Raw genomic sequence first — 24295 nt, 5'->3', positions numbered from 1 at the left:
CAAGGCGGCACTCAAGAAGGACGTACGGAATGGCAAGTCTCGGCGAACTGGAACGGGCAGTGATGGACCTGCTCTGGGCAGGCCAGGAGGCTGCGACCGCGAACACCCTGCGGGACCTGCTCGCGCAGAGCACGCAGGCGGCGGGCGGCTCTGCCGGTCACGAGGGCAAGGACCTGGCCGTCACCACCGTGTTGACCGTCCTGTCCCGGCTTGAGCGCAAGGGCCTGGTGGAGCGGGAACGCGGCACCCGCCCGCACCGTTACCAGGCCGTCTCCAGCCGCGCGGACCACACCGCGGAACTGATGCACGAGGTGCTCGGCTCCGCCCCCGACCGGGAGGCCGTGCTGGCCCGCTTCATTGGTTCCGTGTCCGCGACCGAAGCTGAAACGCTGCGCAAACTGCTGGACCACAGCTAACACCGGTGTTCTGGACCTCATACTTTCTGGCGGTCCTGGCGATAGTTCTGGCGTGGCCGGTACCTATCCTGCTTTCGCGTGCCCAATGGCCGGCCCGCTCCCCTTTTACGGCCATGCTGCTCTGGCAGGCAATCGCCCTCGCCGGCGGCCTGTCGATGATCGGGGCCATGCTTGTCTACGGCCTGGAGCCGGTCGGGGACAACCTGCTGGCCGGCCTCCGCTCGCTGGCCGGCATGGTCCTGCGCAACGAGCCGACCACGGCGCTGGGCTTCTGGCATATCTTCGCCCTCTCGGCAGCGGCCCTGTTGAGCGCCCACCTGGTCTTCACCCTGCTGCTCACCTATTACAAGATCCAGCGCCAGCGGCGGCGGCACCGCGAGCTGCTCGCGCTGCTCGCCTCCCCCTCGGCCGACGGCGCCCGGACCATGGTGATCAGCCATGACTCCCCCGTGGCCTACTGCCTGCCGGGCGGCGCCCGCTCCGTCACGGTGCTCTCCGATGGACTGATGGCGGCACTGGAGCCGGACGAATTGCGTGCGGTCCTGATCCACGAGAACGCCCACCTGAGCCAACGACACCATCTGCTGCTGTGGGCGTTCGCGGCCTGGCGGCAGGCGCTGCCCTGGCTGCCGACCACCCGGCTCGCGCAGGAGGCCGTCAACTCGCTGATCGAGATGCTCGCCGACGACGTTGCCCTGAAGACCGAAAGCAAGGCCACCCTGATCAAGGCGATCGCGATCGTGGCGAGCGGTTCCGCCGGCCCTGGCGCTGCGACGGCGGTGCCGGCGGCCCGGATGGCGTTCGGCGACGCCGGCACCGAGGCCGACGCCGGCCAGCCCGGAGCCACCGGAGGTGCCGGTTCGGCGGTGACCACGGCCTCGCGGGTCAGCCGGCTGCTCTCCCCGCAGCCGCCGCTGCCGGAGGTCCTTCGCTACGCCGTGCTGGGCGCCTGCCTGCTGCTGCTGGCGGTGCCCACGGCGCTGCTGATCGTGCCGGGCTTGCTCGGCTGAACCGGATTCCCTGGCGGCGCGGGGTTGCCCGGCGCGCGGGACGGGTTGCGCCCGCTCAGGCGTCGATGCGTTCGCGGTCCAGGCTCGCCGCCCCGGCGATGATGAAGTCCTTGCGCGGCGCCACGTCGGAGCCCATCAGCAGGTCGAAGGTCTCCTCGGCCTGCTTCGCGTTTTCGATCCCGACCTTGCGCAGGGTGCGGTGCCGCGGGTCCATCGTGGTCTCCGCGAGCTGCTCGGCGTCCATTTCGCCCAGGCCCTTGTAGCGCTGGATCGGTTCCTTGTAGCGCTTGCCTTCCTTGGCCAGGCGGGCGAGCAGCACGTGCAGCTCCGTCTCCGAGTACGTGTAGATCATCTCGTTGGCCTTCTGGCCGGCGTTGATGACTTCCACCCGGTGCAGCGGCGGGACAGCGGCGAAGACGCGGCCTTCATCGATCATCGGGCGCATGTAGCGGAAGAACAGCGTCAGCAGCAGGGTCCGGATGTGGGCGCCGTCGACGTCGGCATCGGTCATCAGGATGACCTTGCCGTAACGCGCGGCGCCGATATCGAAGCTGCGGCCGGAACCGGCGCCGACGACCTGGATCAGGGCGGCGCATTCGGCGTTGGAGAGCATGTCCCCCACCGAGGCCTTCTGCACGTTCAGGATCTTGCCGCGGATCGGCAGCAGCGCCTGGAAGTCCGACGAACGCGCCAACTTGGCGGTGCCAAGGGCGGAGTCACCTTCGACGATGAACAGTTCGGAGCGTCCGACGTCGTCCGTCCGGCAGTCCGCCAGCTTGGTGGGCATCGAGGAGGTCTCGAGCGCGTTCTTGCGCCGCTGCGTCTCCTTGTGGACGCGGGCCGAGATGCGCGACTTCATCTCGCTGACGACCTTTTCCAGCAGCAGCGCCGACTGGGCCTTGTCGTTGCGGTTGGACGAGGTGAGCTTGGCGTTGATCTCCTGCTCCACCACCTTGGCCACGATGGCGCGGACCGCCGAGGTGCCGAGGATCTCCTTGGTCTGGCCCTCGAACTGAGGCTCGGCGAGGCGGACCGTCAGCACGGCCGTGAGCCCGGCGAAGATGTCGTCCTTTTCGATCTTGTCGTTGCCGGCCTTGAGCTTGCGGGCATTGCTTTCCACGGCCTTGCGGAACGTCTTGAGCAGGGCCTGTTCGAAGCCGGACTGGTGCGTTCCGCCCTTGGGGGTGGAGATGATGTTCACGAAGCTGCGCACGGTACTGTCGTAGCCGATGCCCCAGCGCAGGGCGACGTCAACCTCACAGTCGCGCTCCACTTCGGCGAGCTGGCTGTGGCCGCGCTCGTCCAAGACGGGGACTGTTTCCTTGAACTTGCCGGCGCCGTGCAGGCGCCAGACGTCGGTGACGGCCGGATCCGCGGCGAGGAATTCGACGAACTCGGAGAGGCCGCCGTCGTGGTGGAAGATCTCCTCGTGCGGGCCGAACTCCCCGGGGGTGCCGGCGACCTTGCGTTCGTCCCGGACGGTGAGCTTCAGCCCGGGCACCAGGAAGGACGTTTGCCGGGCGCGGGCGGCGAGCTCGTCGTAGGAGAACTTCGCGTCCGGGGTGAAGATCTGGCGGTCGGCCCAGTAGCGGATCCGGGTGCCGGTGACACCGCGTTTGGCCTTGCCAACGACGTCGAGCACGGAGCCATCGACGAAGGGCTCGAACACGGCGGCCGGATCCGGCTTGGTGCCCGGGTCCTTGAACCGGCCCGGCTCGCCGCGGCGGAAGGACATCTTGTAGGTTTTGCCGCCGCGGTCCACTTCGACGTCCAGGCGGGAGGACAGGGCGTTCACGACCGAGGCGCCGACGCCGTGCAGGCCGCCTGAGGCCGTGTAGGAACCGCCGCCGAACTTGCCACCGGCGTGCAGCTTGGTGAAGACCACCTCGACGCCGGTGAGCCCGGTCTTGGGCTCGACGTCGATCGGGATGCCGCGGCCGTCGTCATGGATCTCCACCGAGTTGTCGGCGTGCAGGATGATCTTGATGTCGTGGCCGAAGCCGGCGAGGGCTTCGTCGACGGAGTTGTCAATGATCTCCCAGAGGCAGTGCATGAGGCCGCGGGAGTCCGTGGAGCCGATGTACATACCCGGGCGCTTGCGGACGGCCTCGAGGCCTTCCAGCACGGACAGATGCCGGGCGGTGTAGTCAGAACTTGGTGCCACGGGTCGGAAACTCCTTCAGGGATGGAACGCAGAGACGCTCTTCCTAGGTTAGTCGGCCCGGCGCCGGACTCAGGGTTGCCACTCCCCGAAGAGACAACACGGCCGTCAAGATCCTGCCGCTGTTACTGAGCCGTGATACGCGGACAGCGAAAGTGCCCCATCCTTGCCATGGAACGGCAGCGAATGCTGGTTATATAGATGTATCGATCTACCAAGGAGGCCGAACATGACAACAGCAGTAGCGGACCGCACACTCACCACCGTTGACCGGTGTGACCGTTGCGGAGCTCAGGCATACGTCCGGGTTGTTCTCGGCGCCTCCGGCGGTGAACTGCTCTTCTGCGGTCACCACGCCCGTGCCGTGGAAGCGAACCTTCGTCCGCTCAGCTCCGACTGGCACGACGAGACGGGCCGCCTCCACGAGAAGGCACCGGTTCCGGTCGACTAGACGTCCCACAGTGATCCCGATTGGGATCCGCCCGAAGGACCCCTCCCACGCGGAGGGGTCCTTCTGCTTTAACTTCCTGGACTGGGACAACGGCCCAAGCCGCTGTTTAAGCAGGAAACGCGGGGCCACGTCCCGCCCGTGATTCGTAGATCACGGGCGGGACGTGGCCCCGCGTTGCCGGAACCGGCGTTTGCTCCGAGCCGCTTAGTCCAGATAGTCGCGCAGGACCTGCGAGCGGGAGGGATGGCGCAGCTTGGACATCGTCTTCGATTCGATCTGGCGGATGCGTTCGCGCGTCACGCCGTAGACCTTTCCGATTTCGTCTAAAGTCTTCGGCTGTCCGTCGGTCAGCCCGAAGCGCATCGCCACGACCCCGGCCTCACGCTCGGAGAGGGTATCCAGAACCGAGTGCAGCTGTTCCTGCAGCAGGGTGAAGCTGACGGCGTCGGCCGGAACCACGGCTTCGGAGTCCTCGATCAGGTCGCCGAATTCGGAGTCGCCGTCCTCGCCAAGCGGGGTGTGCAGCGAGATCGGTTCGCGGCCGTACTTCTGGACTTCGACGACCTTTTCGGGGGTCATGTCCAGCTCGAGGGCCAGCTCTTCCGGGGTGGGTTCGCGGCCGAGGTCCTGCAGCATCTGGCGCTGGACGCGGGCCAGCTTGTTGATGACTTCCACCATGTGCACCGGAATACGGATGGTGCGGGCCTGGTCGGCCATGGCGCGGGTGATCGCCTGGCGGATCCACCAGGTGGCGTAGGTGGAGAACTTGAAGCCCTTGGTGTAGTCGAACTTCTCGACCGCACGGATCAGGCCCAGGTTTCCTTCCTGGATCAGGTCCAGGAACAGCATGCCGCGGCCGGTGTAGCGCTTAGCCAGCGAGACCACGAGGCGGAGGTTGGCCTCCAACAGGTGGTTCTTGGCGCGCTTGCCGTCGTGGATCACGTACTCGAGCTCGCGCTTGAGCTTGGGGTCCATGGAGCCGTCGTCCGCCGCGATCTTCTCCTCGGCGAACAGCCCGGCCTCGATCCGCAGGGCCAGGTCGACTTCCTGCTCGGCGTTCAGCAGGGCAACCTTGCCGATCTGCTTCAGGTAGTCCTTGACGGGGTCGGCGGTGGCGCCCGCTGACATGACCTGCTGCACGGGGGCGTCATCGTCGTCGGCGTCGGAGTAGACGAAGCCTGAGCCGGTGGCGGCTACCGCTGCCTTGCCGGCTACCTCTTCGCCGTCTTCACCGAGCTCGACGGCATCCGGGGTCACTTCATCCAGGTCCTCTTCGACCTCGACGTCGTCGGAGTCCTCGTCCCGGGACTTACTGGCGGCTTCGGCCGCGGCTTTGGCGCCGGGCTTGGGCCCGCGCTTCTTGGGCTCAGGCTTGGCGACAGCCGAGGCGGTGTCATCACCCGCTGCGGAGGCGGCGTCTTTTGCGGCCTTGTTGGCTGCACGCGTGGCGGCACGCTTTGCGTTTGCCGCCGCCTTCTTCTCCTCGGGGGACAATACGGCCTGGTCGGCGGGTTCCTTCTTCGCGGAAGACGGGGTCACAGAAAACCTTTCTAGCGGCGGTCTGTGGAATCACCATACGGGCAACACCACTATGACCCTGTCAAGTCCGTGTTTCACATCAGGCGCAATCACGTCCAGCAGAGCCACTTAGTAGAACTGCCGGGGCGACCGTAATGTTCCCTGTTTCCAAGGTTCGCTACACGCACTCGATACACGGACCCAACCGGGTCTCGCCAACCATTGTCTCACGATTTTCCGGAACGGGACCTCGGAGCGCACGCGTCGACACAATGTTGCGGCCCGGGCGCCGAGGCTCAGGCCGCATCCGGATCGAACTTCTGCCAGGCCGCCTCCCGCCGGCGGGCCCAGCCGCACAGCGTGCCGCGGCGGCCCAGCTCGGCCAGCAGCTCCGCCAGCCGGTAGCCCGGCTGCTCCGCTCCGGCCGCGGTGAAGAGCGCATCGGCGAACGATCCCCGGCCCCGGCACCATTCGATCCAGCCCCGCGCTGTAAGGGCCGCAGCCCGCGCTTCGCCGCCGCCGCAGTTGCCGAGCTGACGGAGGACCCGGTCGAGTTCGGCCAGCCGGCCCCAGTCGGGCGCCGGCGGCGCGAGGCCAAGGAGGACGTCCCCGTAGCCCGGGGTCTCGGCGGCTGCTGCCCCGGCCGGACCGGCTTCCTCTGGATTCCCGGCACTCTCGGCAACCGGGAGGCCGTCGAGCCCGGGAAGCGCGGCCGGGTTGCCCGGGCCGCCGTCGAACATGCCGAACTCCTCGGCACCGGCCTCGGCGGCGTCGCGCCCGGCGGCGGCCATGACGAGGACCGCGTCGCGCCACGCCGCGACGCGCAGCGAGGCGCGCAGGTAGCCGGCGAGCCCGGCCGGCAGGACGGCCTCGCGGGCCTTGGCCGCCCTTGCTGACTGGCTACCGCCGGCGTCGAACACGCGCTGCCACACGTCCAGCACTGCACCGAACTGCGCCCGGTCCCGCCACCGGCCCGAGAACTCCCGCGCCCAGCCCTCCTCGGCTTCCAGCACGGCCGGTTCGCCCAGCTCGGGCAGCGCGGCGGGCGCGGACCTCCCCGGGGCCGCGCCGACGCTGCTGCCGCGGAAGACCAGCTCCGCATTGAGCCGGCTGTTCCGGATCTCCTCGATCGGCCGGCCGGGCGGGGCGCAGCACGAGGGGTCTGCGCAGAAGGCGTTGCGCCAGTACCGCTCCCCGACCAGCCACGCGTCGCGCACCGGCAGCCCGGCTCTGCCGAGGGTGCGCTCCAGTTCGCGCAGCAGCCGGGCCAGCACGGCGGGATCCAAGGCAAGATCCGGGGCGGGATCAACAGCGGGATCCGCACCGGGCTCCCCCGCAGCGCTGTCGGTCGCATCGTCGGTCGCATCGTCGGTCGCATCGTCGACTGGATCGCCGGCCTCGGCGTCCGCCGGCGCGCCGGTGAAAAAGGCAAGCAGCGTGCCGTCGGCCGCGTCGTCGGACTCCAGGTAGTCGCGGACGGTCCGGGCGAAGGCCGCCAGCCCGGGGCCGCGGCAGCGCGAAGCGTCCGGGAGGTCGACTCGCAGCGTCGCCCCAAGCCGTTTTCCCTGCATGGTCATGGCAACGAGGCTGTTGGCTGGCCAATAGCCCAGCGAATGCGGAATGAACCCGAGGATGTCCTCGGGGCCGGTGATTTTCAGGTGGTCGGGAGCTGTCATAAGTCCAGCTTCGCCCGCGCCCGCGGCGGGCGTCAGCCGGGGAGTTTCCTTATGTGGACAAGTCCGTCAGGGCGTACGGCGGCGTTCCGCGACGAGCCGGCGCTGCTGGGCCAGGGCCTTGAGCAGCGGAGGCACGATGACGCCCTGCGCGGCCATCTGACGGCGCACCTTCCGCCGGGTGATGAGGATGGCTGCGGCGCCCACCGCCAGCAGCAGGAACTGCACGCTCAGCGCGATCCGGAAGGCGCCGAGGCTGTACAGCCCGCCCGGTGAGGCGCCGGCCAGGTGCAGCGCGTCCAGGGCCAGCCCGATCAGGTAGATGGACAGCAGAGCGGCGATGAAGCCGCCGACATTGACAATTCCGGTGGCCGTCCCGATCCGGTGCGCCGGGTTGAAGGTCCGGGCAAAGTCGAAACCGATCATCGAACCGGGCCCGCCGATCGCCAGGACCACCACCAGGCCGGCCAGCAGCCACAGCGGCGAACGGCCAGGCTGGAGCAGCACCGCGGCCCAGGCTGCCGCCGTGGCCCCGGAGATCAGCAGCACCATGGTGGACCGGCGCAGCGGGTGGCGGGCCACGAAGCTGCCCATCAGCGGCCCGGCGGCGATCGCGGCTGCCACGTAGAGGGCCATCAGCGCTGATACGGTGCCGGCCTCCAGCCCCTGGGCCGAGATCAGGAACGGGTAGCCCCAGGTCATGGCGAAAACGGTGCCGCTGAACTGCACGGTGAAGTGGCTCCACAGCCCCAGCCGGGTGCCCGGCTGCTTCCACGCCCGGGAGAGTGAAACGCCGGTGGCGCGCAGGCCCTGCGACGGCTCCGGCGCGGGGTGTCCGGGCGGCAGGTCCTGCAGCAGCAGCACCGTCAGCACGACGGCGAGCCCGGACATGCCGGCCAGGGTCAGGAACGCCGGGGTCCAGCCGGCCGAGTGCAGGATCATCGCGAACGGCACCACGGAAAAGAGCTGGCCGAGCTGGCCGGACATGCCGGTCAGCTGGGTCAGCAGCGGCACCCGGGACGGGGCAAACCACAGCGGGATCAGCCGGATCACGGAGATAAAGGTCATGGCATCGCCCGCGCCCACGAGCACGCGGCCCAGGACGCCGCCCGGGATGCTGTCGGCGAACGCGAGCTGGAGCTGGCCCAGGCCCATCAGCAGGGCGCCGCCGGCGATCATGGCCCGGGAGCCAAAGCGGTCCACCAGGACGCCGACCGGGATCTGCAGGCCCGCGTAGACCAGCAGCTGCAGCACGGTGAAGAAGGAGATTTCGGCGGCGCTGGCATGGAAACGGGCCGTGGCTTCCAGCCCGACGACACCGAAGGAGGTGCGCTGGCTGACCGCCACCAGGTATGCGAAGATCCCGATAATCCAGATCAGCCAGGCGCGGGGGGAGGTCACTCCCCCATTATGCCCCGGACGTCATAAATAGTATTTATTCGCCGGGTTCTTTACGGGCCAGGTAAGCCTCGACGGCGGCGCCCAGCGCGTCGGCGTTCGGGATCTGGTCGTTCTCGTCGGCGAGCAGCGACCGGCGCACGGTTCCCTCCGCCTTCTCGTCGTACCGTGTCTCCAGCCGGGAGACGACCTGCTGGACTTCTTCGGAGGCATTGATTTGTTCGGCAATCTGCCGGCCGACTTCCCGGCCCGCCTCGCGGAGGCGGTCCGTGGGAAGCATCAGCGAGGTGGCCGCACCCAGGTACTCCAGTCCCGCGACGGCGGCCGTCGGGTATTCGGCCTCGGCCAGGTAGTGCGGGACATGGATCACGTAGCCGGCGATGTTCCGGCCTGCCTCGACGAGGCGCAGTTCAAGGATGTGGCCGACGGCGGCAGGAACCTCGACGGTGGGCTTCCAGACCGAGATCCCCTCGATCAGCTCCGGCCGGTTGCCGTGCACGGTGACACCGACCGGCCGGGTGTGCGGCACCGGCATCGGGATGGAGTGGATCCAGGCCGCCAGGTTGACGTCCAGTTCCTCCACGATCCCCACGACGGCGCGGGCGAACCGTTCCCACTGCAGGTCCGGCTCGAACCCGGCCAGCAGCAGGAAGGGGTTCCCCAGCCCGTCGATCAGCCGGTACAGGGCCAGGCGCGGCGCCTGGTAGTCCTGCAGGTGGTCCTCGACGAAGCTCACCTGCGGGCGCCGGGAGCGGTAGTCGATCAGCTGGTCGGCGTCGAACTCGGCGACGAGTTCGGAGTCGAGGGTGTCGAGCAGTTCCGTGGTGATCTGGCTCACCACGTGCCCGGCGTCGGCGAAACCGGTGAAGCCCATAAGCAGGTTCAGCCCGTGCAGTTCGGGGCTGCGGAACAGCGCGTCATCACGGACGTAGAGCGTTTCAGGGTCCAGCAAGGAGCCGGAAATCCGTTCCATCACGACATGTTCCTTTCGCAGTAGCAGGTGGGCGGCAGCAGCCGCCGTGGCGGACCGTCGGGTCGATGCGCAGACAAGACCCGCGCGCAGACGGTTCCCGAAGTGCCGATACCAGCTACAACGCGCCGTCGGCCGGGGGAATTCCTGCCCTGACTGTGTGCCAGCTCTCATTAAATTGAACTCCGGCGCCGGGGAGAGACTACGATCGGAACTGGCCTTATAGACGGCCTTGCAGACACCCGGTTACGTGCAGTGCCGACGGTGGCTCAGGTACCCATGGCAGGGCGCCGAACATGCAGTTCCTGCCGAAAAATCACAGAGAATTGAGGACTGTCCTCGTGGTCAAGAATACCGAAGTCAAACTCAGTGCGATCGCCGGAGACTTGAAGAAGTCCCCGTCCGACGCCCTAGTCGTGGGCGTGGGACAGGGCACCGACGGCCCCGTGCTGCTGGACAACCCGCTAACGGCCAAGGCGGCCGAGGCGCTGGCCGAGTCACTGGGCGTTCTTGGCCTTACCGGTGCCGCCGACCAGGCGCACCGCCTCCCCGGCCTGCCGGAAGCTGGAGCTTCCGTCCTGGTCCTCGCGGGCGTCGGCAAGGTTTCCGCGGGCACCCCGCTCTCCGAGGAGGCACTGCGCCGCGCGGCCGGCTCGGCCGTCCGCCAGCTCGCCGGCGTCGCCACTGTGACCCTCGCGCTCCCGACGCCGGACCTTGCCGCCGTCGCGGCTGTCGCCGAAGGTGCCGCGATGGGCGCCTACTCCTTCAACGAGTACCGCTCCACCAAGGACGGCCTCAAGGATCCGGTCAAGAGTGTCCGCATCCTCACCGACTTCGCCGCGGACAAGGCGCTGGCACCGGTGCTGGAGCGCGCCGCCCTGATCGGCAAGGCCGTCAACGCCACCCGCTCGCTGGTCAACCAGCCGCCGAGCCACCTCTACCCCGAAACGTTTGCCGACGCCGCCAAGGAACTGGCCAAGGGCCTGCCGGTCAAGGTGACCGTCTGGGACGAGAAGCGCCTGGAGAAGGACGGATTCGGCGGCATCCTCGGCGTCGGCAAGGGTTCCACCCGCCAGCCGCGCCTGGTCAAGGTCGAATACGCCCCCGCCAAGGCCACCGCCAAGATCGCGCTGGTGGGCAAGGGCATCACCTTCGACACCGGCGGAATCTCGCTCAAGCCGCACCTCGGCATGGGCGACATGAAGTCCGACATGGCCGGCGCCGCCGTCGTGCTGAACACCGTTCTGGCCCTCGCGGAACTGGGCCTGCCGGTCAAGGCGACCGCCTGGCTGTGCATCGCGGAGAACATGCCTTCCGGCGCCGCGCAGCGTCCCGCCGACGTGCTGACCATCTTCGGCGGCAAGACCGTCGAGGTCCTGAACACCGACGCCGAGGGCCGCCTGGTCATGGCCGACGGCATCGTCGCCGCCAGCCAGGAGTACCCGGACGCGATCATCGACGTCGCGACCCTCACCGGCGCCCAGCTGATCGCCCTCGGCGACCGCACCGCCGGCGTTATGGGCTCGGACTCCGTCACCGGCGCGCTCAAGGCCGCGGCGGACCGCGCCGGCGAACTGGTCTGGCCGATGCCGCTGCCCGAAGAGCTGCGTCCCAGCCTGGACTCGCAGGTCGCGGACATCGCCAACATCGGCGAACGCCACGGCGGCATGATGACGGCCGCGGTGTTCCTGCGCGAGTTCGTCGGCAAGGGCAAGGACGGCGAGCAGATCCCGTGGGCCCACATCGACATCGCCGGACCGTCCTTCAACAACGGCAGCCCCTACGGCTACAACCACAAGCAGGGCACCGGCAGTACCGTGCGTACCCTGGTGGCCTACGTCGAGGACATCCTCGCCCAAGCCGTCTGAGCGGGGCCGCCGGCGGGCGTCCGGAACCGCCGGTCCTGAAGCACTGTCCGTTCACGCGGCCTTGCGGCCACGGGGCTGATACCCCGGCCACAGGGCCGCGTGACACTGGACACAAGCGCTCCACAAACGCCATGGCAAGGTGGAGCATGTATTAGTGGTTCGCTAAGGTGAACCGTAGTTTCACAGCAATTAGCTTCATAGAAGCAATTCCAAACGAAAGGGAACCGGCCTGCTGGCATAATCACGGCAGACAGTTCCAAGACCAGATGATGCGTACTCTCGTGTCATCGTTCACGCGAGGGAGCGTTTTAGTGGCCGATCAGGCAACTGCGCAAGAATTCGACATCCTGGTACTCGGCGGCGGCAGCGGCGGCTACGCAACTGCGCTCCGCGCCGTCCAGCTCGGCCTTACCGTCGGACTCATCGAAAAGGGAAAGCTCGGCGGCACCTGCCTGCACAACGGCTGCATCCCAACCAAGGCCCTGCTGCACTCCGCGGAACTGGCCGACCACGCCCGTGACTCCGCCAAGTACGGTGTCAACGTGACCCTGGACGGCATCGACATCAACGCCGTCAACGCCTACAAGGACGGCATCATTGCCGGCAAGTTCAAGGGTCTCCAGGGCCTCATCAAGGGCAAGAAGGGCATCACGGTCATCGAGGGTGAGGGCAAGCTCCAGGGCTCCGACACCGTCGTCGTGAACGGCACCGCGTACAAGGGCAAGAACATCGTCCTCGCGACCGGCTCCTACTCCCGCACGCTGCCCGGCCTCGAAATCGGCGGCAAGGTCATCACCTCCGACGAAGCCCTCACCATGGACTTCATCCCCAAGAGCGCCATCATCCTCGGCGGCGGCGTGATCGGCGTCGAGTTCGCTTCCGTCTGGAAGTCCTTCGGGGTCGACGTCACCATCATCGAAGGCCTGCCCTCCCTCGTCCCGAACGAGGACGCGACCATCGTCAAGGCGTTCGAGCGTGCGTTCAAGAAGCGCGGCATCAAGTTCTCCACCGGCACCTTCTTCCAGGGCGTCGAGCAGAACGACGACGGCGTCAAGGTCACCCTCGTCGACGGCAAGACCTTCGAAGCGGACCTCATGCTGGTCGCCGTCGGCCGCGGCCCGGTCACCGCCAACCTTGGTTACGAAGAAGCCGGTCTGACGATCGACCGCGGCTTCGTCATCACCAACGAGCGCCTGCACACCGGCGTCGGCAACATCTACGCCGTGGGCGACATCGTCCCGGGCGTCCAGCTCGCGCACCGCGGCTACCAGCAGGGCATCTTTGTGGCCGAGGAAATCGCCGGCCTCAAGCCGGTTGTCGTTGAGGACGTCAACATCCCCAAGGTCACCTACTCCGAGCCGGAGATCGCCACCGTCGGCTACACCGAGAAGGCCGCCAAGGCCAAGTTCGGCGACGACCAGGTCGAAACCCAGGAATACAACCTCGCCGGCAACGGCAAGAGCTCCATCCTGGGCACGTCCGGCCTGGTCAAGCTGGTCCGCCAGAAGGACGGCCCCGTCGTCGGCGTCCACATGATCGGCGCCCGTATGGGCGAGCAGATCGGCGAGGCCCAGCTGATCGTGAACTGGGAAGCCTACCCGGAGGACGTGGCCCAGCTGGTCCACGCCCACCCGACGCAGAACGAGTCCCTGGGCGAAGCCCACCTCGCCCTCGCCGGCAAGCCCCTGCACGGCTAGCAGTTCCGCCCGCAGCACCGCAAGAACTCCGTGTTTAGTGCACCCGGCCCGAAAAACCGGGTGCACTAAGCTCGAACAAGGCAGCAACCATCCGCACTAAAGATCAATAAGGAGAACGGGGACGACATGTCTGAATCCGTTAACTTGCCCGCCCTCGGTGAGAGCGTCACCGAAGGAACCGTCACCCGCTGGCTCAAGCAGGTCGGTGACCGGGTAGAGGTGGACGAGCCCCTGCTCGAAGTTTCCACCGACAAAGTAGACACCGAGATCCCCTCTCCGATCGCCGGCGTGATCGAGGAAATCCTCGTCGCCGAAGACGAGACCGCTGAAGTCGGAGCTCCGCTCGTCCGCATCGGCGACGGCTCCGGCTCCGGCTCCGGCGAGGCTGCCGCCCCGGCCGCCGAGGAAGCGCCGGCCGAATCGCCGTCCGCTGCCGAGGCCCCGGCCCCCGAAGCCGAAACCCCCGCCCCGGCCGCCGAGGCTGCCGCTCCGGCACCCGCCGCGGAGGCCGCGCCGGCCGGCGAAGGCCACGAAGTCACGCTCCCCGCCCTGGGCGAGAGCGTCACCGAAGGCACCGTCACCCGATGGCTCAAGAGCATCGGTGACACTGTCGAAGTGGACGAGCCGCTGCTGGAAGTTTCCACGGACAAGGTCGACACCGAGATCCCGTCTCCGGTCGCCGGCACGCTGCAGGAAATCCGCGTTGCCGAGGATGAAACGGCCGAGGTCGGCTCCGTCCTCGCCGTGATCGGCTCCGGCGCTGCCGCGCCGGCCGCTGCTCCGGCTCCGGAGGCTCCCAAGCAGGAGGCCCCGGCTCCGGCCGCGGCTCCCAAGCAGGAAGCCCCCGCGGCACCCGCTCCGGCCGCCGCTCCCCAGCAGGAAGCCCCCAAGCAGGCAGCTGCCCCCGCCGCAGCTGCGGCTCCTGCCGAGTCCGGCTACGTCACTCCCCTGGTCCGCAAGCTCGCCAACCAGCAGGGCGTGGACATCTCCTCGCTGACCGGCACCGGCGTCGGCGGCCGGATCCGCAAGCAGGACGTGCTGGCCGCAGCCGAGGCCAAGGCCGCCCCGGCGGCCGCAGCTTCCGCGCCGGCCGCGTCGTCCGCAGCCCCGGCAGCAGCGTCCCCTGCAGCATCTGCTGAGGCCTCGTCGCTGCGCGGCACCGTGCAGAAGGCCCCGCGGATCCGCCAGGTCATCGCCCGCCGCATGCGGGAGTCGCTGGACATCTCCACCCAGCTGACCCAGGTGCACGAGGTGGACATGACCAAGGTCGCCAAGCTGCGGGCCAAGGCCAAGAACTCCTTCCAGGCGCAGAACGGCTCCAAGCTGACCTTCCTGCCCTTCATTGCCAAGGCCGTCGCCGAGGCCCTGAAGCAGCACCCGAAGGTCAACGCCTCCTACGACGAGGACAAGCAGGAGATCACCTACCACAACGCCGAGCACCTGGCGATTGCGGTGGACACCGACAAGGGCCTGCTGGTTCCGGTCATCGCCGACGCCGGCAACCTGAACCTGGCCGGCCTGGCCGGCAAGATCGCCGACGTCGCGGACCGCACCCGCAACGGCAAGATCGGCCCGGACGAGCTCTCCGGCGGAACCTTCAGCATCACCAACATCGGTTCCGTGGGCGCCCTCTTCGACACCCCGATCATCAACCAGCCGCAGGTGGCCATCCTCGGCACCGGCGCGATCGTCAAGCGCGCCGTCGTGGTCTCCGATGAGAACGGCGACGACTCGATCGCCATCCGTTCGATGATGTACCTGTCGCTGACGTACGACCACCGCCTGGTGGACGGCGCCGACGCAGGACGCTTCCTGCAGACGCTGAAGGCACGCCTTGAAGAAGGCGCGTTCGAAGCAGACCTCGGCCTCTAGCAGCCAGCTCATCCATCTGGGTGAGAGAAGGGCACCTTCCCGCAAGGGAWGGTGCCCTTCGCTCTTTATGGACACTTTGTCGCTAAGCTAGGTCCCATGAACATCGTCTATAACATCATGGTCTTCCTGCACATCATCGGCGCCGCCATGATCGTGGGTATCTGGATCGCCCAGATGAAGAACCCCACCGTGCACCCGCGCCAGTTCGACGGCGCCGCCCTCCAGCTCATCACCGGCATTGCCATGATGGGGCTCATCCCGGCCCTGAACATGGACGCCAACTACGCCAAGCTCGGCCTTAAACTGGTGATCGCCCTCGCCGTGGCCGTGCTCGCGTTCATCGGCAGCCGCAAGTACAAGAAGGACGAGCCGGTCAGCAGGGGCCTCGCCCACAGCGTTGGCGGCCTGGCGCTGCTTAACGTCGCCATCGCCACCCTCTGGCAGTAGGCACCCGACCGCAGCGACGGCGGCGTACCCCCAACCGGGGTGCGCCGCCGTCGTCGTTAACCCGTTCCTCCCGGCGGGACAGCGGCTGGGCTTTATCCCTGCCGCCCCGCTATGTCGAGGCAATTCTCTGACAGCGGACACCGGGTGCGGCGACCGGACCGAGTCCCTAGGATGGGACACGGCAGGATCCGCTTATCTGGCCGGATCGCTGACTCAACGACGCTGAGGAGTGGACATGGCAACAACACGCACCGCACACACTGTATGGAACGGCGACCTGATGTCGGGGGCGGGCAACACCAGCCTCGACAGCTCCGGGCTCGGCAACTTCGACGTCACCTGGAAGGCCCGCGCCGAAGCGGCCGAGGGGAAGACCAGCCCGGAAGAACTGATCGCCGCCGCGCACTCCGCATGCTTCTCGATGGCATTCAGCCACGCCCTGGCGCAGGCCGGCCACACGCCGGAGGAAGTCAACACCAAGGCCGACGTCACGTTCGAACCCGGCACCGGCATCACCGGCAGCCACCTCACCCTGAACGCCCGGGTGCCCGGCATCGCCGAGGAGGAGTTCCAGCGCATCGCCGAGGACGCCAAGACCGGCTGCCCGGTCTCGGCTGCCCTGACCGGCATCAAGATCACCCTGGACGCCACCCTGGCCGCCTAGCAGCCGGCAACCGCAGATACACGAAGGCCCCCGCCCCGGATTGTCCGGAGCGGGGGCCTTCGCCGTGTGCGCTAGTTGCCCTGCCGGCGGGCCGGCAGCGGGGCGGGCCGCACCGTGCGGTAGCCCTCGCGGAGCGGCGGGCGGTCGGTGGGAAGCTCCTGGATCATTTCCTTGAGCGCGCCGATGCCGTATTCGAGCTGCGGGTCCGTGCCGGCCGCATAGGCGTGCGGCGGGAAGGAGACCTCGATGTCGGGGGCAACACCGTAGTTTTCGACGCCCCAGCCCACGCCGCCGGTGAACCAGGTGGCGTAGCGCGGCTGGGTGACCCCGGTGCCGTCCGCCAGGGCGAACCGGTTGTCGATACCGACGACGCCGCCCCAGGTCCGGGTGCCGATGACCGGTCCGATCCCGCGCAGCTTGGAGACCTGGGTGATGATGTCGCCGTCGGAGCCGGCAAACTCATCGGTGAGGATGATGACCGGGCCGCGCGGTGCGTGGTGCGGATAGGTGCGCGGACGCTCGCCGCGGGGCATGCTCCAGCCGGTCACCTTGCGGCCGATCAGCTCCGCGACGAGCTGCGAGGTGTGGCCACCGCGGTTGCGGCGGACATCCACGATCAGGCCGTCGAGGGAGGTCTCGGTATCCAGGTCGCGGTGCAGCTGCGCCCAGCCGTTGGCCATCATGTCCGGGATGTGCAGGTAACCGAAGGTGCCCTGCGAGGCTTCCCGCACGGTGCGGCGGTTGGACGCGACCCATTCCTGGTAGCGCAGCCGTTCCTCGTCCTTGACCGGCACGACGGCGACGCGGCGCTGCTCCCCTGCCCGGGCGCCGTGGCCGGCACCGTTGCGCAGGGTCAGTTCCACGGCGCGGCCGGCGGCTCCGGCCAGCTGCACGGCCGGCGTCAGCGACGCCGAGAGTTCGACGCCGTCGATTGCCAGCAACACATCCCCGGGCCGCGCGTCCACGCCCGGCCGGGTCAGCGGCGAGGTGGCCAGCGGGTCCGAAGATTCCCCGGCCAGGATGCGGGTGATTTCCCAGCCCTCACCGGTGAACGCGAGGTCGGCGCCGAGGCGGCCCTGGCCGTTGCTGCCGTTCTCCGTCACCAGGGCGGGGCGGACGTAGGCGTGGGAGGTTCCCAGCTCGCCGTGAAGTTCCCAGAGCAGGTCCACGAGGTCATCGTGGGAGCCGAGCCGGTCCACGATCGGCCGGTAGCGGGCGTGCACCGAATCCCAGTCCTGGCCGGCCATGTCCGCGGTCCAGAAGAAGTCGCGCTGCAGGCGCCAGGCCTCGTCGAAGGCCTGGCCCCAGACACTGACCGGGTCAAGCCGGACCCGGATGCGGTTCAGATCCACCTTGACCAGTTGTCCGGATTCCTCGTCGGCCTTCGATGCCGCGGGCGAGACACGGATCTGCTTGTCCTGGACCAGGACGACCTTTTCGCCGTCGCCGGTGAGCCGGTAGCTGTCCAGCGCGTCGACGATCGTGGTGGCTCGGCGCTTGGCGAGGTCGAAGCGGACCAGGCTCGGGGCGGCGTTCTTGTCCTCCAGGCTGGCCCGGCCGTCGCCGGTCACGCCGGCCAGCTCGTGGTCGAGCCAGAGCAGCGCGCCCGCGGTGGCGGCTAGGTCCGAGTAGTTGCCCTGCGGGACCGGGACGCTGATGACGCGGTGCGCCAGGCCCTCGGCGTCGACCCTGACCGGCGCGGCGGTTTTGGCTGCGTCTCCGGCACCGCTTTCGACGGCGGCCCCGTCCCGGGAATCCTCCGAGTCTTCGGGGAGTGCGACGCTCGGCCCGAACGGGGACGGTGTGTCGGCTGCCAGGGCCACGAGGTAGGGCTTGATCGGGCTCGGGAAGGACAGGTCGAAGGAGTGCCCGTCGTACACCGGGTCGAAGCTGCGGTTGGACAGGAAGGCCAGGAATTTGCCGTCCGGGGTGAACGCCGGCGACTCGTCCCGGAAGCGGCCGTCGGTGACGTCGATGATCGCGGGCTTATCCGCGGCGGGCGTTGCCGTTCCTGTCCGATCGATCCGGGCCAGCCGCAGCCGGGTCCTGGAGCCGAAGGAGGTGACCGGCTCGGCCCAGCCCAGCCACGCCGAGTCCGGAGACCAGCTGAAGCCGTCGATGCTGCCCTCGCCGATGCTGCTCAGCAGCGACAGGGCGCCGGTGCGGGTGTCTGCGAGGAAGATATCGCCGAAGGAGGTGCCGACGGCGAGCCAGTTGCCGTCCGGGCTTGCCTCCATCGCGCTGGCCCGGCTGGGCTTCGGGAAGTCGATCCGGGTCGGTCGACCGCTGTCGGCTTGCTCCGGCGCGGAGCCGGCACCCGAAGAGGCGCTGGCGGAGGCGGCATCCGCGGCCCCCACCGGCACGGCCTCGACGGCGGCGACGACGGCGGTCGCCGGCGCGGCGTCGGGGCGGGTGAGGGCAGCAGCGGAGACCGGCCGCGGCAGCGGAGTCCCGCCGTCGGCGTCCTGCCCGGCCGCGGCGGCGGCCGGTGCGGGGGCCTGCACCTGGTTGCCGGATCCGTGGTTGCCGGATCCGTGGTTGCCGGATCCGTGGCCGCCGTGCACGGGCGCGGCGATGGGCTTGAGGTAGAGCGCCTCGGCGCCCTCGTGGTCCGCGATGTAGGCGATCCGGCCGGCACCGAAGGGGCGCGGCAGTCGTGCCCGGACACCCGGCGTCGCCTCGAGGATGCGCGACGGGCCGTCCTTGTGCCGCAGCCAGTGCAGGGTGCCGTGGGCTTCCACGGCGCTGGAGTCGCCGGTGTGGTCCGGGATGACGTCGCCAAGGTGGCGGGAGGGCTTCAGCGCCGACGAGCGCCGGGCCTGCGAGGCGGAGCCCAGCGTGATGTCGAGCTTGATCGCGTCGGCGTCGAGACCGGCCAGCAGCCAGAGTTCGCCTGCGGACTCAAAGACCACCCGTTCACCGTCGGTGGCCGCGTGCCGGACGTAGAAGTCCTCGTGGTCCGTGTGGCGGCGGAGGTCCGTGCCGTTGGGCAGCACGGAATACAGGTTGCCGTAGCCCTCGTGGTCGGAGAGGAAGGCGATCCGGCCCTGGACCCACATCGGGTCGGTGAGGTTGCCGTCAAGTTCGGGCGCGAGCCGCTCGAACTCGCCGTTGCCGTCCGCGTCGATCCACAACTTCCCGGCGGCGCCGCCCCGGTACCGCTTCCACCAGGCCGGTTCACGGGAGAGCACACTGGCCAGCACCACGGGCCGTTCATCCCCGACGACGGTGCCGTAGGCCACGGACTCGACCGGTCCGTAGGGCAGCTCCTCGGCCCAGCCGCCGTCGACGGGCAGGCTGTAGGCGTGCGTGAGGCGGCTGTCCGCCTGCCGGAAGGCGCTCGTGACCACCACGTCGCCGTCCGGGGTGAAGCCCTTGACCTTGGTGGAGCTGTGGCCGAAGTAGCTGAGCTGGCGGTATCCGCCGCCGTCGACGTCCGCCGTGACAACCTCCGGGGCGGTCCCCTGGACGACCGTCCAGACCAGGCGCTTTCCGTCGGGGGTGAACCGCGGGTTGCGGGCCGGCAGCTGCAGCGAGGAGACCCGCCAGGCGCGGCCTCCGTCGAGGGGCGCGATCCAGACGTCGTCCTCGGCCACGAAGGTGACCAGATCGCCATGCAGATGCGGGAAACGGAGGTAGCTCGAAGAGGTCATCGTTCGATCATAGTCAAAACCTCCCCTAGCCCCGGGGAGGTTTCCCTGCCGTGCCGGGCATGGTGAGATGGATCATGCGAATCCTTGTAGCAGGCGCCTCCGGGCTGATCGGAACCGCCCTTTCCAGCACGTTGCGCGAGAGCGGGCACGACGTCGCGAGCCTGGTCCGGCGCCCGGCCGCCTCGCCCGCCGAGTTCCAGTGGGATCCCGCCGCGGGCCGCATCGACGACACGGCCCTCAAGGGTGCGGACGCGGTGATCAACCTCTCCGGTGCCGGGATCGGCGACCGGCCGTGGACGCGGGGCCGGATCAACGAGCTCAGCGCCTCGCGGCTGGGCCCGACGCGGACCCTGACCGCGGCGATGGGCCGGATGGACAACCCGCCGCCGGTCTTCCTGAGCCAGTCCGCCTCCGGTTACTACGGAAATGCCGGCCAGGCGGTGCTGCGCGAGAACGCGCCGGCCGGCAGCGGCGTGCTGGCCCGGATCTGCGCCGACTGGGAGGCCGCGGCCCAGGAGGCGCCGGCCGGGGTCCGCGTTGTTACCGCGCGCACCGGCGTCGTCCTGAGCCGCAGCGGCGGCGCCCTCGGCCGGCTCCTGCCGCTGCTGCGCCTGGGCGTGGGCGGCCCGCTGGGTAACGGCCGGCAGTACTGGCCGTGGATCACGCTTCCGGACGTGGCCGGCGCTTTCAACTTCCTGCTCACTGCGCCGCTGGCCGGACCGGTGAACGTCTGCGCCCCGGAGAGCGCGGACGTGAACTCGTTGATCTCCCGGCTGGCCGAATCACTCCACCGGCCGGCTCTGTTGCGGGTGCCGGCGCCCGTACTGCGCCTCGTGATGGGCCAACTGGCCAATGAATTGCTGCTCGCCAGCCAGCGGATGGAACCGGCTGCCCTGGCCGGCGCCGGGTTCCAGTGGCAGCACCCCTCGCTGGCCCAGGCCGCGGCCTGGGTGGCGGCCCGCGGCTGACCGGGCGGCGCCGGAGGCGCCCGTCCTAGCCCCCGGCGGCCCGGAGGACCTCCTGGATCCGCCATTTGCCGTCCACCGGCACCAGCACCAGGCGAAGCCGCTGTTGCGGGACGGCCGCCGCCTCGGCCACCACCGTCCCCGCGGCGTCGCGCTCCCGGTACGACGGCGAGGCCACGCTGAGCGACACCACGGCCCGCGCGGCTGTGCTCTCCGGCTGCCGCTTGACCAGGCTCAGGCGGGCTTCGAAGCCGTCGAGGACGTGGCCGGACACCGCCAGCCGGGAGCCGACGCCGGCGTCTGCTGCCGCGGCAGGGGACGCGGGCGCATTCACCTGTTCCAGGAGCCCGAGGTTCCCCGTGCTCAAGGCGTAGGAACGGAGGCCAGCGAGGCCGCGCACCGCGTCTTCGGGCCGTGGCGCGGCGAGCAGCTTCTGCAGAACGGCCGGCACGGCTCCGGCCGCCGCGGCCTGCGGATCGGTGGCAGCCCCGGTCAGCGGTACCGCTGCCGGTCCGGACAGCGGCCGGACCTCAGGGGCCCATTCCCCCACCGCCAGCCTCCCGGCGAGCAGCAACGTCCCGAAGACCCCTGCCGCCGTGAAGAGCACGGCCGTCACGAGGACCGCCAGGCCAGGCCGGACGCTCACGCGCCTAATTCCCGGCCGGACGCCCGGCCGAGCTCCCGGCTGGCGGCGCACCGGCAGGGACGCGTGCCGCGCACTTGGTCCGACCGAGGGGTGCAGCGCCACCCGGCGCCGCCAGCGCCACAGCAGCAACGCCCGCCTTTCCCGCGCGCCGGCCGGAAGGGAGCGCCGGGTCAGCAGTTGCGGCAGCACGGTCGAATGCACCGACACGGAAAGATCCACGGGCGCCGCCGGGGCGCCGCGGAAAATCGCCTCGGCCAGCTCCGCGGCCGACGGCCGCCGGCGTCGGTCACTGCACAGTCCCGCCTCGAGCGCGTCCGCGAGCTCCGCCGGAACGGCGGGAACCAGCAGCGGCAGCGGCGGACGCTGGGGTTCCGGCTCCGGCGCCCGGCCGGTGAGGCAAAACCAGCCCAGCGCCGCCACGGAGTAGACATCCCTTTCAGGCTGGAGCCCGGCCCGGACGGCATCCACCGGGGCCAGGTCACGGAACCCGTCCGTGCCGGCGCCGGAGGCATCCTGCGGCTCCGCCAGCATCCGCCCCACCCCGAGGTCGGCCAGCAGCGGCTTTCCCTGCGCAGTGAACAGCACGTTGCCCGGTGAGACGTCGCCATGGGTAAATCCGTTCCGGTGCAGGTACGCCAGCGCCTGGGCGATCGGGGTCAGCACCGTGACGGTCTCCCCCGGCGCCAGGCTGCCCCGGGCCCCAAGGAGTTCGGCCAGCGAGCCGCCGGCGGCGTAGTCGAGCACAAGCCCCAGCCCGGGGCCGCCGCTGGTCCCGTAAGCCACCCGCACCACGGCATGCGCCTTGACGAGGTGCTCATGGTCAAGGGCGGAGAGGATCCGCACCTCACGCCGCACGGCTTCCTCGGCATCCACCGCCCGTCGTCGTTCCCGCTGCGGCTCTCCCGCTGGACCGACGGCGTTGAAGCACTTCAGCGCCACGTCACGCCGCGTCACGTGGTCAGTGGCGAGCCAGACGGCGGCGCTGCCGCCGCGGCCCAGCAGCCGCCCGACGTCGTATCCGGAAACCTCCGGGGGCAGGGCGGGATCGGAAGCGGAAGCAGGGGACGCGGACCGTTCGTAATCATCCATGGTTTAGGAATAGCGGATCTTCGACTTTCCTGCAGGAGTTATCCACAGGTATGAGAGCTTCACCACAGAATCGGTGGGCGCGACAGCCGAGGACTAAGCTGGATGCCATGACTCTTGAGTTCTCCCAGCTGGGTCTCGCTCCTAAATTCGTCGACTACACCCGCGGCTGGGATATCCAGCGCGAACTCCACGAGAAAGTCGTCGCCGGAACCGCACCCAGCACCGTTCTGCTGCTCGAACATTCCCCGGTCTACACCGCAGGTAAACGCACCGAGGACCACGAACGCCCCTTCGACGGGACCCCCGTGGTGCCCGTGGACCGCGGCGGCAAGCTGACCTGGCATGGCCCGGGCCAGCTGGTGGGCTATCCCATCATCAAGCTGAAGAACCCGGCCGGCATCCGTGACTACGTCGAACGGCTCGAAGCCGTCATCGTCGCTGTCCTGGCCGACTACGGCATCGACGCCGTCCGGATCAAGGGCCGTGCCGGCGTCTGGATCGAGCAGGACGAGAAGGGCCCGGCGCGCAAAATTGCCGCGATCGGCATCCGGGTCCACGAGGGCGTCACCATGCACGGCTTCGCCATCAACTGCAACAATGACCTCGCCCCCTACGGCCAGATCATCGCCTGCGGCATCACCGACGCCGGCGTCACCACGATCGCGCAGGAGACCGGCCGGGATGTCGCCCCGGCAGACCTCGTGTCGCGGATCACCGAGGAACTGCGCAACAATGAAGAAGCCCTAGTTGCAACCCACGAAGGAGCTCTACTGTGACACTGGCACCAGAAGGCCGGAAGATGCTGCGTATTGAGCAGCGCAATGCGGCCACCCCGGTGGAACGGAAGCCCGAGTGGATCAAGGCCAAGGTCCAGATGGGCCCGGAGTTCGTCCAGCTCAAGAACCTCGTCAAGAAGGAAGGCCTCCACACCGTCTGTGAAGAGGCCGGCTGCCCCAACATCTTCGAATGCTGGGAAGACAAGGAAGCGACGTTCCTGATCGGCGGCTCCGAGTGCACCCGGCGCTGCGACTTCTGCCAGATCGACACCGGCAAGCCCTCACCGGTGGACATGTTCGAGCCCACCAAGGTGGCCCGCTCGGTCCAGTCCATGCAGCTGCGCTACGCCACCGTCACCGGAGTGGCCCGCGACGACCTCGCCGACGAGGGCGTCTGGCTCTACGCCGAGACGGTCCGCAAGATCCACGAGCTGAACCCGGGCACCGGCGTCGAACTCCTGATCCCCGATTTCTCCGGCAAGCCCGAGCACATCGAGGCGATTTGCGACTCCAAGCCCGAGGTGTTCGCGCACAACGTCGAGACTGTCCCCCGGATCTTCAAGCGGATCCGTCCCGCGTTCCGTTACGAGCGGTCCCTGGACGTCATCACGCAGGGCCGCAAGCTGGGCATGGTCACGAAATCCAACCTGATCCTGGGCATGGGAGAGACCCGCGAGGAGATCTCCGAGGCACTGCGCGACCTGCACGAGGCCGGCTGCGACCTGATCACCATTACCCAGTACCTGCGCCCGTCCGAACGCCACCTTCCGGTGGACCGCTGGGTCAAGCCGCAGGAGTTTGTGGACCTGCAGCAGGAGGCCGACGAGATCGGTTTCCTCGGCGTGATGAGCGGACCGCTGGTGCGTTCCTCCTACCGTGCCGGCCGGCTCTGGGCCACGGCGATGCGCAAGAAGGGCTGGGAAATCCCGGCCGAGCTGGCGCACATCGAAAGCTCCGGCAGCACCCGCCAGGAAGCCAGTTCGCTGCTCGCGGCGCACTCCTGACAGACACCGCACACCAT

At 68.9% G+C, this 24295-nt stretch carries 18 protein-coding genes; 11 read left to right on the top strand and 7 right to left on the bottom strand.

The annotated features are described in order from the left end of the window. Nucleotides 1-29 precede the first annotated feature (29 nt). Nucleotides 30-416, top strand: a complete 387-nt coding sequence (locus AC1DH3_RS13500) for a BlaI/MecI/CopY family transcriptional regulator (protein ID WP_441418842.1) — start codon at nucleotides 30-32, stop codon at nucleotides 414-416. A 5-nt stretch (nucleotides 417-421) separates the two neighbouring features. Next, entirely contained in the window at nucleotides 422-1426 is a 1005-nt protein-coding gene (locus AC1DH3_RS13495; RefSeq protein ID WP_476909520.1) for a M56 family metallopeptidase, read from the top strand. A 55-nt stretch (nucleotides 1427-1481) separates the two neighbouring features. Here the strand turns inward: AC1DH3_RS13495 and AC1DH3_RS13490 are convergent, their stop codons facing one another. Further along, nucleotides 1482-3590, bottom strand: coding sequence for a DNA gyrase/topoisomerase IV subunit B (locus AC1DH3_RS13490; protein WP_476909519.1), 2109 nt, complete (start codon nucleotides 3588-3590; stop codon nucleotides 1482-1484). Nucleotides 3591-3816: 226 nt separating this feature from the next. Here AC1DH3_RS13490 and AC1DH3_RS13485 point away from each other — a divergent pair, with 226 nt between their 5' ends. Further along, nucleotides 3817-4038: a DUF7455 domain-containing protein gene (locus tag AC1DH3_RS13485; RefSeq protein WP_441418845.1), complete on the top strand. Its 222-nt coding sequence runs from the start codon at nucleotides 3817-3819 to the stop codon at nucleotides 4036-4038. 204 nt (nucleotides 4039-4242) lie between these two features. Here AC1DH3_RS13485 and AC1DH3_RS13480 read toward each other — a convergent pair whose 3' ends face one another. The 4 genes from AC1DH3_RS13480 to AC1DH3_RS13465 form a co-directional block, all read right to left on the bottom strand. Continuing rightward, nucleotides 4243-5577: an RNA polymerase sigma factor gene (locus tag AC1DH3_RS13480; RefSeq protein ID WP_441418846.1), complete on the bottom strand. Its 1335-nt coding sequence runs from the start codon at nucleotides 5575-5577 to the stop codon at nucleotides 4243-4245. A gap of 275 nt (nucleotides 5578-5852) precedes the next feature. Next, nucleotides 5853-7232, bottom strand: a complete 1380-nt coding sequence (locus AC1DH3_RS13475; protein ID WP_441418847.1) for a DUF4192 family protein — start codon at nucleotides 7230-7232, stop codon at nucleotides 5853-5855. Between the two features lie 66 nt (nucleotides 7233-7298). Continuing rightward, nucleotides 7299-8630, bottom strand: a complete 1332-nt coding sequence (locus tag AC1DH3_RS13470) for an MFS transporter (protein ID WP_441418848.1) — start codon at nucleotides 8628-8630, stop codon at nucleotides 7299-7301. A gap of 34 nt (nucleotides 8631-8664) precedes the next feature. Beyond that, on the bottom strand, nucleotides 8665-9603 hold the full coding sequence (locus tag AC1DH3_RS13465) for a proteasome assembly chaperone family protein (protein WP_441418849.1): 939 nt from the start codon (nucleotides 9601-9603) through the stop codon (nucleotides 8665-8667). A gap of 335 nt (nucleotides 9604-9938) precedes the next feature. Here AC1DH3_RS13465 and AC1DH3_RS13460 point away from each other — a divergent pair, with 335 nt between their 5' ends. From AC1DH3_RS13460 to AC1DH3_RS13440, 5 genes are all read left to right on the top strand, one after another. Next, a complete protein-coding gene (locus AC1DH3_RS13460; RefSeq protein ID WP_476892737.1) occupies nucleotides 9939-11465 on the top strand; it encodes a leucyl aminopeptidase in 1527 nt (508 codons plus the stop codon). Nucleotides 11466-11776: 311 nt separating this feature from the next. Next, on the top strand, nucleotides 11777-13162 hold the full coding sequence (gene lpdA, locus AC1DH3_RS13455; RefSeq protein ID WP_441418851.1) for a dihydrolipoyl dehydrogenase: 1386 nt from the start codon (nucleotides 11777-11779) through the stop codon (nucleotides 13160-13162). Between the two features lie 126 nt (nucleotides 13163-13288). Beyond that, a complete protein-coding gene (gene sucB, locus AC1DH3_RS13450; protein ID WP_476909518.1) occupies nucleotides 13289-15034 on the top strand; it encodes a 2-oxoglutarate dehydrogenase, E2 component, dihydrolipoamide succinyltransferase in 1746 nt (581 codons plus the stop codon). A gap of 96 nt (nucleotides 15035-15130) precedes the next feature. After that, a complete protein-coding gene (locus AC1DH3_RS13445) occupies nucleotides 15131-15481 on the top strand; it encodes a hypothetical protein (RefSeq protein WP_476909517.1) in 351 nt (116 codons plus the stop codon). Between the two features lie 235 nt (nucleotides 15482-15716). Continuing rightward, complete coding sequence (locus AC1DH3_RS13440; RefSeq protein WP_476909516.1) at nucleotides 15717-16145, top strand: OsmC family protein; 429 nt, start codon at nucleotides 15717-15719, stop codon at nucleotides 16143-16145. A 71-nt stretch (nucleotides 16146-16216) separates the two neighbouring features. On the opposite strand, the gene AC1DH3_RS13435 is transcribed toward AC1DH3_RS13440, so the two are convergent. Next, on the bottom strand, nucleotides 16217-19798 hold the full coding sequence (locus AC1DH3_RS13435) for a S41 family peptidase (RefSeq protein ID WP_476909515.1): 3582 nt from the start codon (nucleotides 19796-19798) through the stop codon (nucleotides 16217-16219). A gap of 74 nt (nucleotides 19799-19872) precedes the next feature. Between AC1DH3_RS13435 and AC1DH3_RS13430 the strand changes: the two genes are divergently transcribed. Further along, nucleotides 19873-20766: a TIGR01777 family oxidoreductase gene (locus AC1DH3_RS13430; RefSeq protein ID WP_476909514.1), complete on the top strand. Its 894-nt coding sequence runs from the start codon at nucleotides 19873-19875 to the stop codon at nucleotides 20764-20766. 25 nt (nucleotides 20767-20791) lie between these two features. Here AC1DH3_RS13430 and AC1DH3_RS13425 read toward each other — a convergent pair whose 3' ends face one another. After that, complete coding sequence (locus AC1DH3_RS13425) at nucleotides 20792-22498, bottom strand: serine/threonine-protein kinase (RefSeq protein ID WP_476909513.1); 1707 nt, start codon at nucleotides 22496-22498, stop codon at nucleotides 20792-20794. A 107-nt stretch (nucleotides 22499-22605) separates the two neighbouring features. Between AC1DH3_RS13425 and lipB the strand changes: the two genes are divergently transcribed. Together lipB and lipA are read left to right on the top strand one after the other, a co-directional pair. Continuing rightward, a complete protein-coding gene (gene lipB / locus AC1DH3_RS13420; protein ID WP_476909512.1) occupies nucleotides 22606-23274 on the top strand; it encodes a lipoyl(octanoyl) transferase LipB in 669 nt (222 codons plus the stop codon). Next, nucleotides 23271-24278: a lipoyl synthase gene (lipA, locus tag AC1DH3_RS13415; protein WP_175321644.1), complete on the top strand. Its 1008-nt coding sequence runs from the start codon at nucleotides 23271-23273 to the stop codon at nucleotides 24276-24278. Before lipB ends, lipA begins: the two co-directional genes overlap by 4 nt. The last annotated feature ends 17 nt before the right edge of the window (nucleotides 24279-24295 follow it).

The sequence above is a fragment of the Arthrobacter sp. 05L428 genome, assembly GCF_056397665.1.
This window is presented reverse-complemented; position numbering and strand designations above follow the sequence as displayed.

Coding starts and splice junctions, on each gene's coding strand:
- sucB (WP_476909518.1), top strand. CDS start 13,289: ATGTCTGAATCCGTTAACTTGCCCGCCCTCGGTGAGAGCGTCACCGAA.
- AC1DH3_RS13440 (WP_476909516.1), top strand. CDS start 15,717: ATGGCAACAACACGCACCGCACACACTGTATGGAACGGCGACCTGATG.
- AC1DH3_RS13430 (WP_476909514.1), top strand. CDS start 19,873: ATGCGAATCCTTGTAGCAGGCGCCTCCGGGCTGATCGGAACCGCCCTT.
- AC1DH3_RS13445 (WP_476909517.1), top strand. CDS start 15,131: ATGAACATCGTCTATAACATCATGGTCTTCCTGCACATCATCGGCGCC.
- AC1DH3_RS13425 (WP_476909513.1), bottom strand. CDS start 22,498: ATGGATGATTACGAACGGTCCGCGTCCCCTGCTTCCGCTTCCGATCCC.
- lipB (WP_476909512.1), top strand. CDS start 22,606: ATGACTCTTGAGTTCTCCCAGCTGGGTCTCGCTCCTAAATTCGTCGAC.
- AC1DH3_RS13500 (WP_441418842.1), top strand. CDS start 30: ATGGCAAGTCTCGGCGAACTGGAACGGGCAGTGATGGACCTGCTCTGG.
- AC1DH3_RS13475 (WP_441418847.1), bottom strand. CDS start 7,232: ATGACAGCTCCCGACCACCTGAAAATCACCGGCCCCGAGGACATCCTC.
- AC1DH3_RS13435 (WP_476909515.1), bottom strand. CDS start 19,798: ATGACCTCTTCGAGCTACCTCCGTTTCCCGCATCTGCATGGCGATCTG.
- AC1DH3_RS13485 (WP_441418845.1), top strand. CDS start 3,817: ATGACAACAGCAGTAGCGGACCGCACACTCACCACCGTTGACCGGTGT.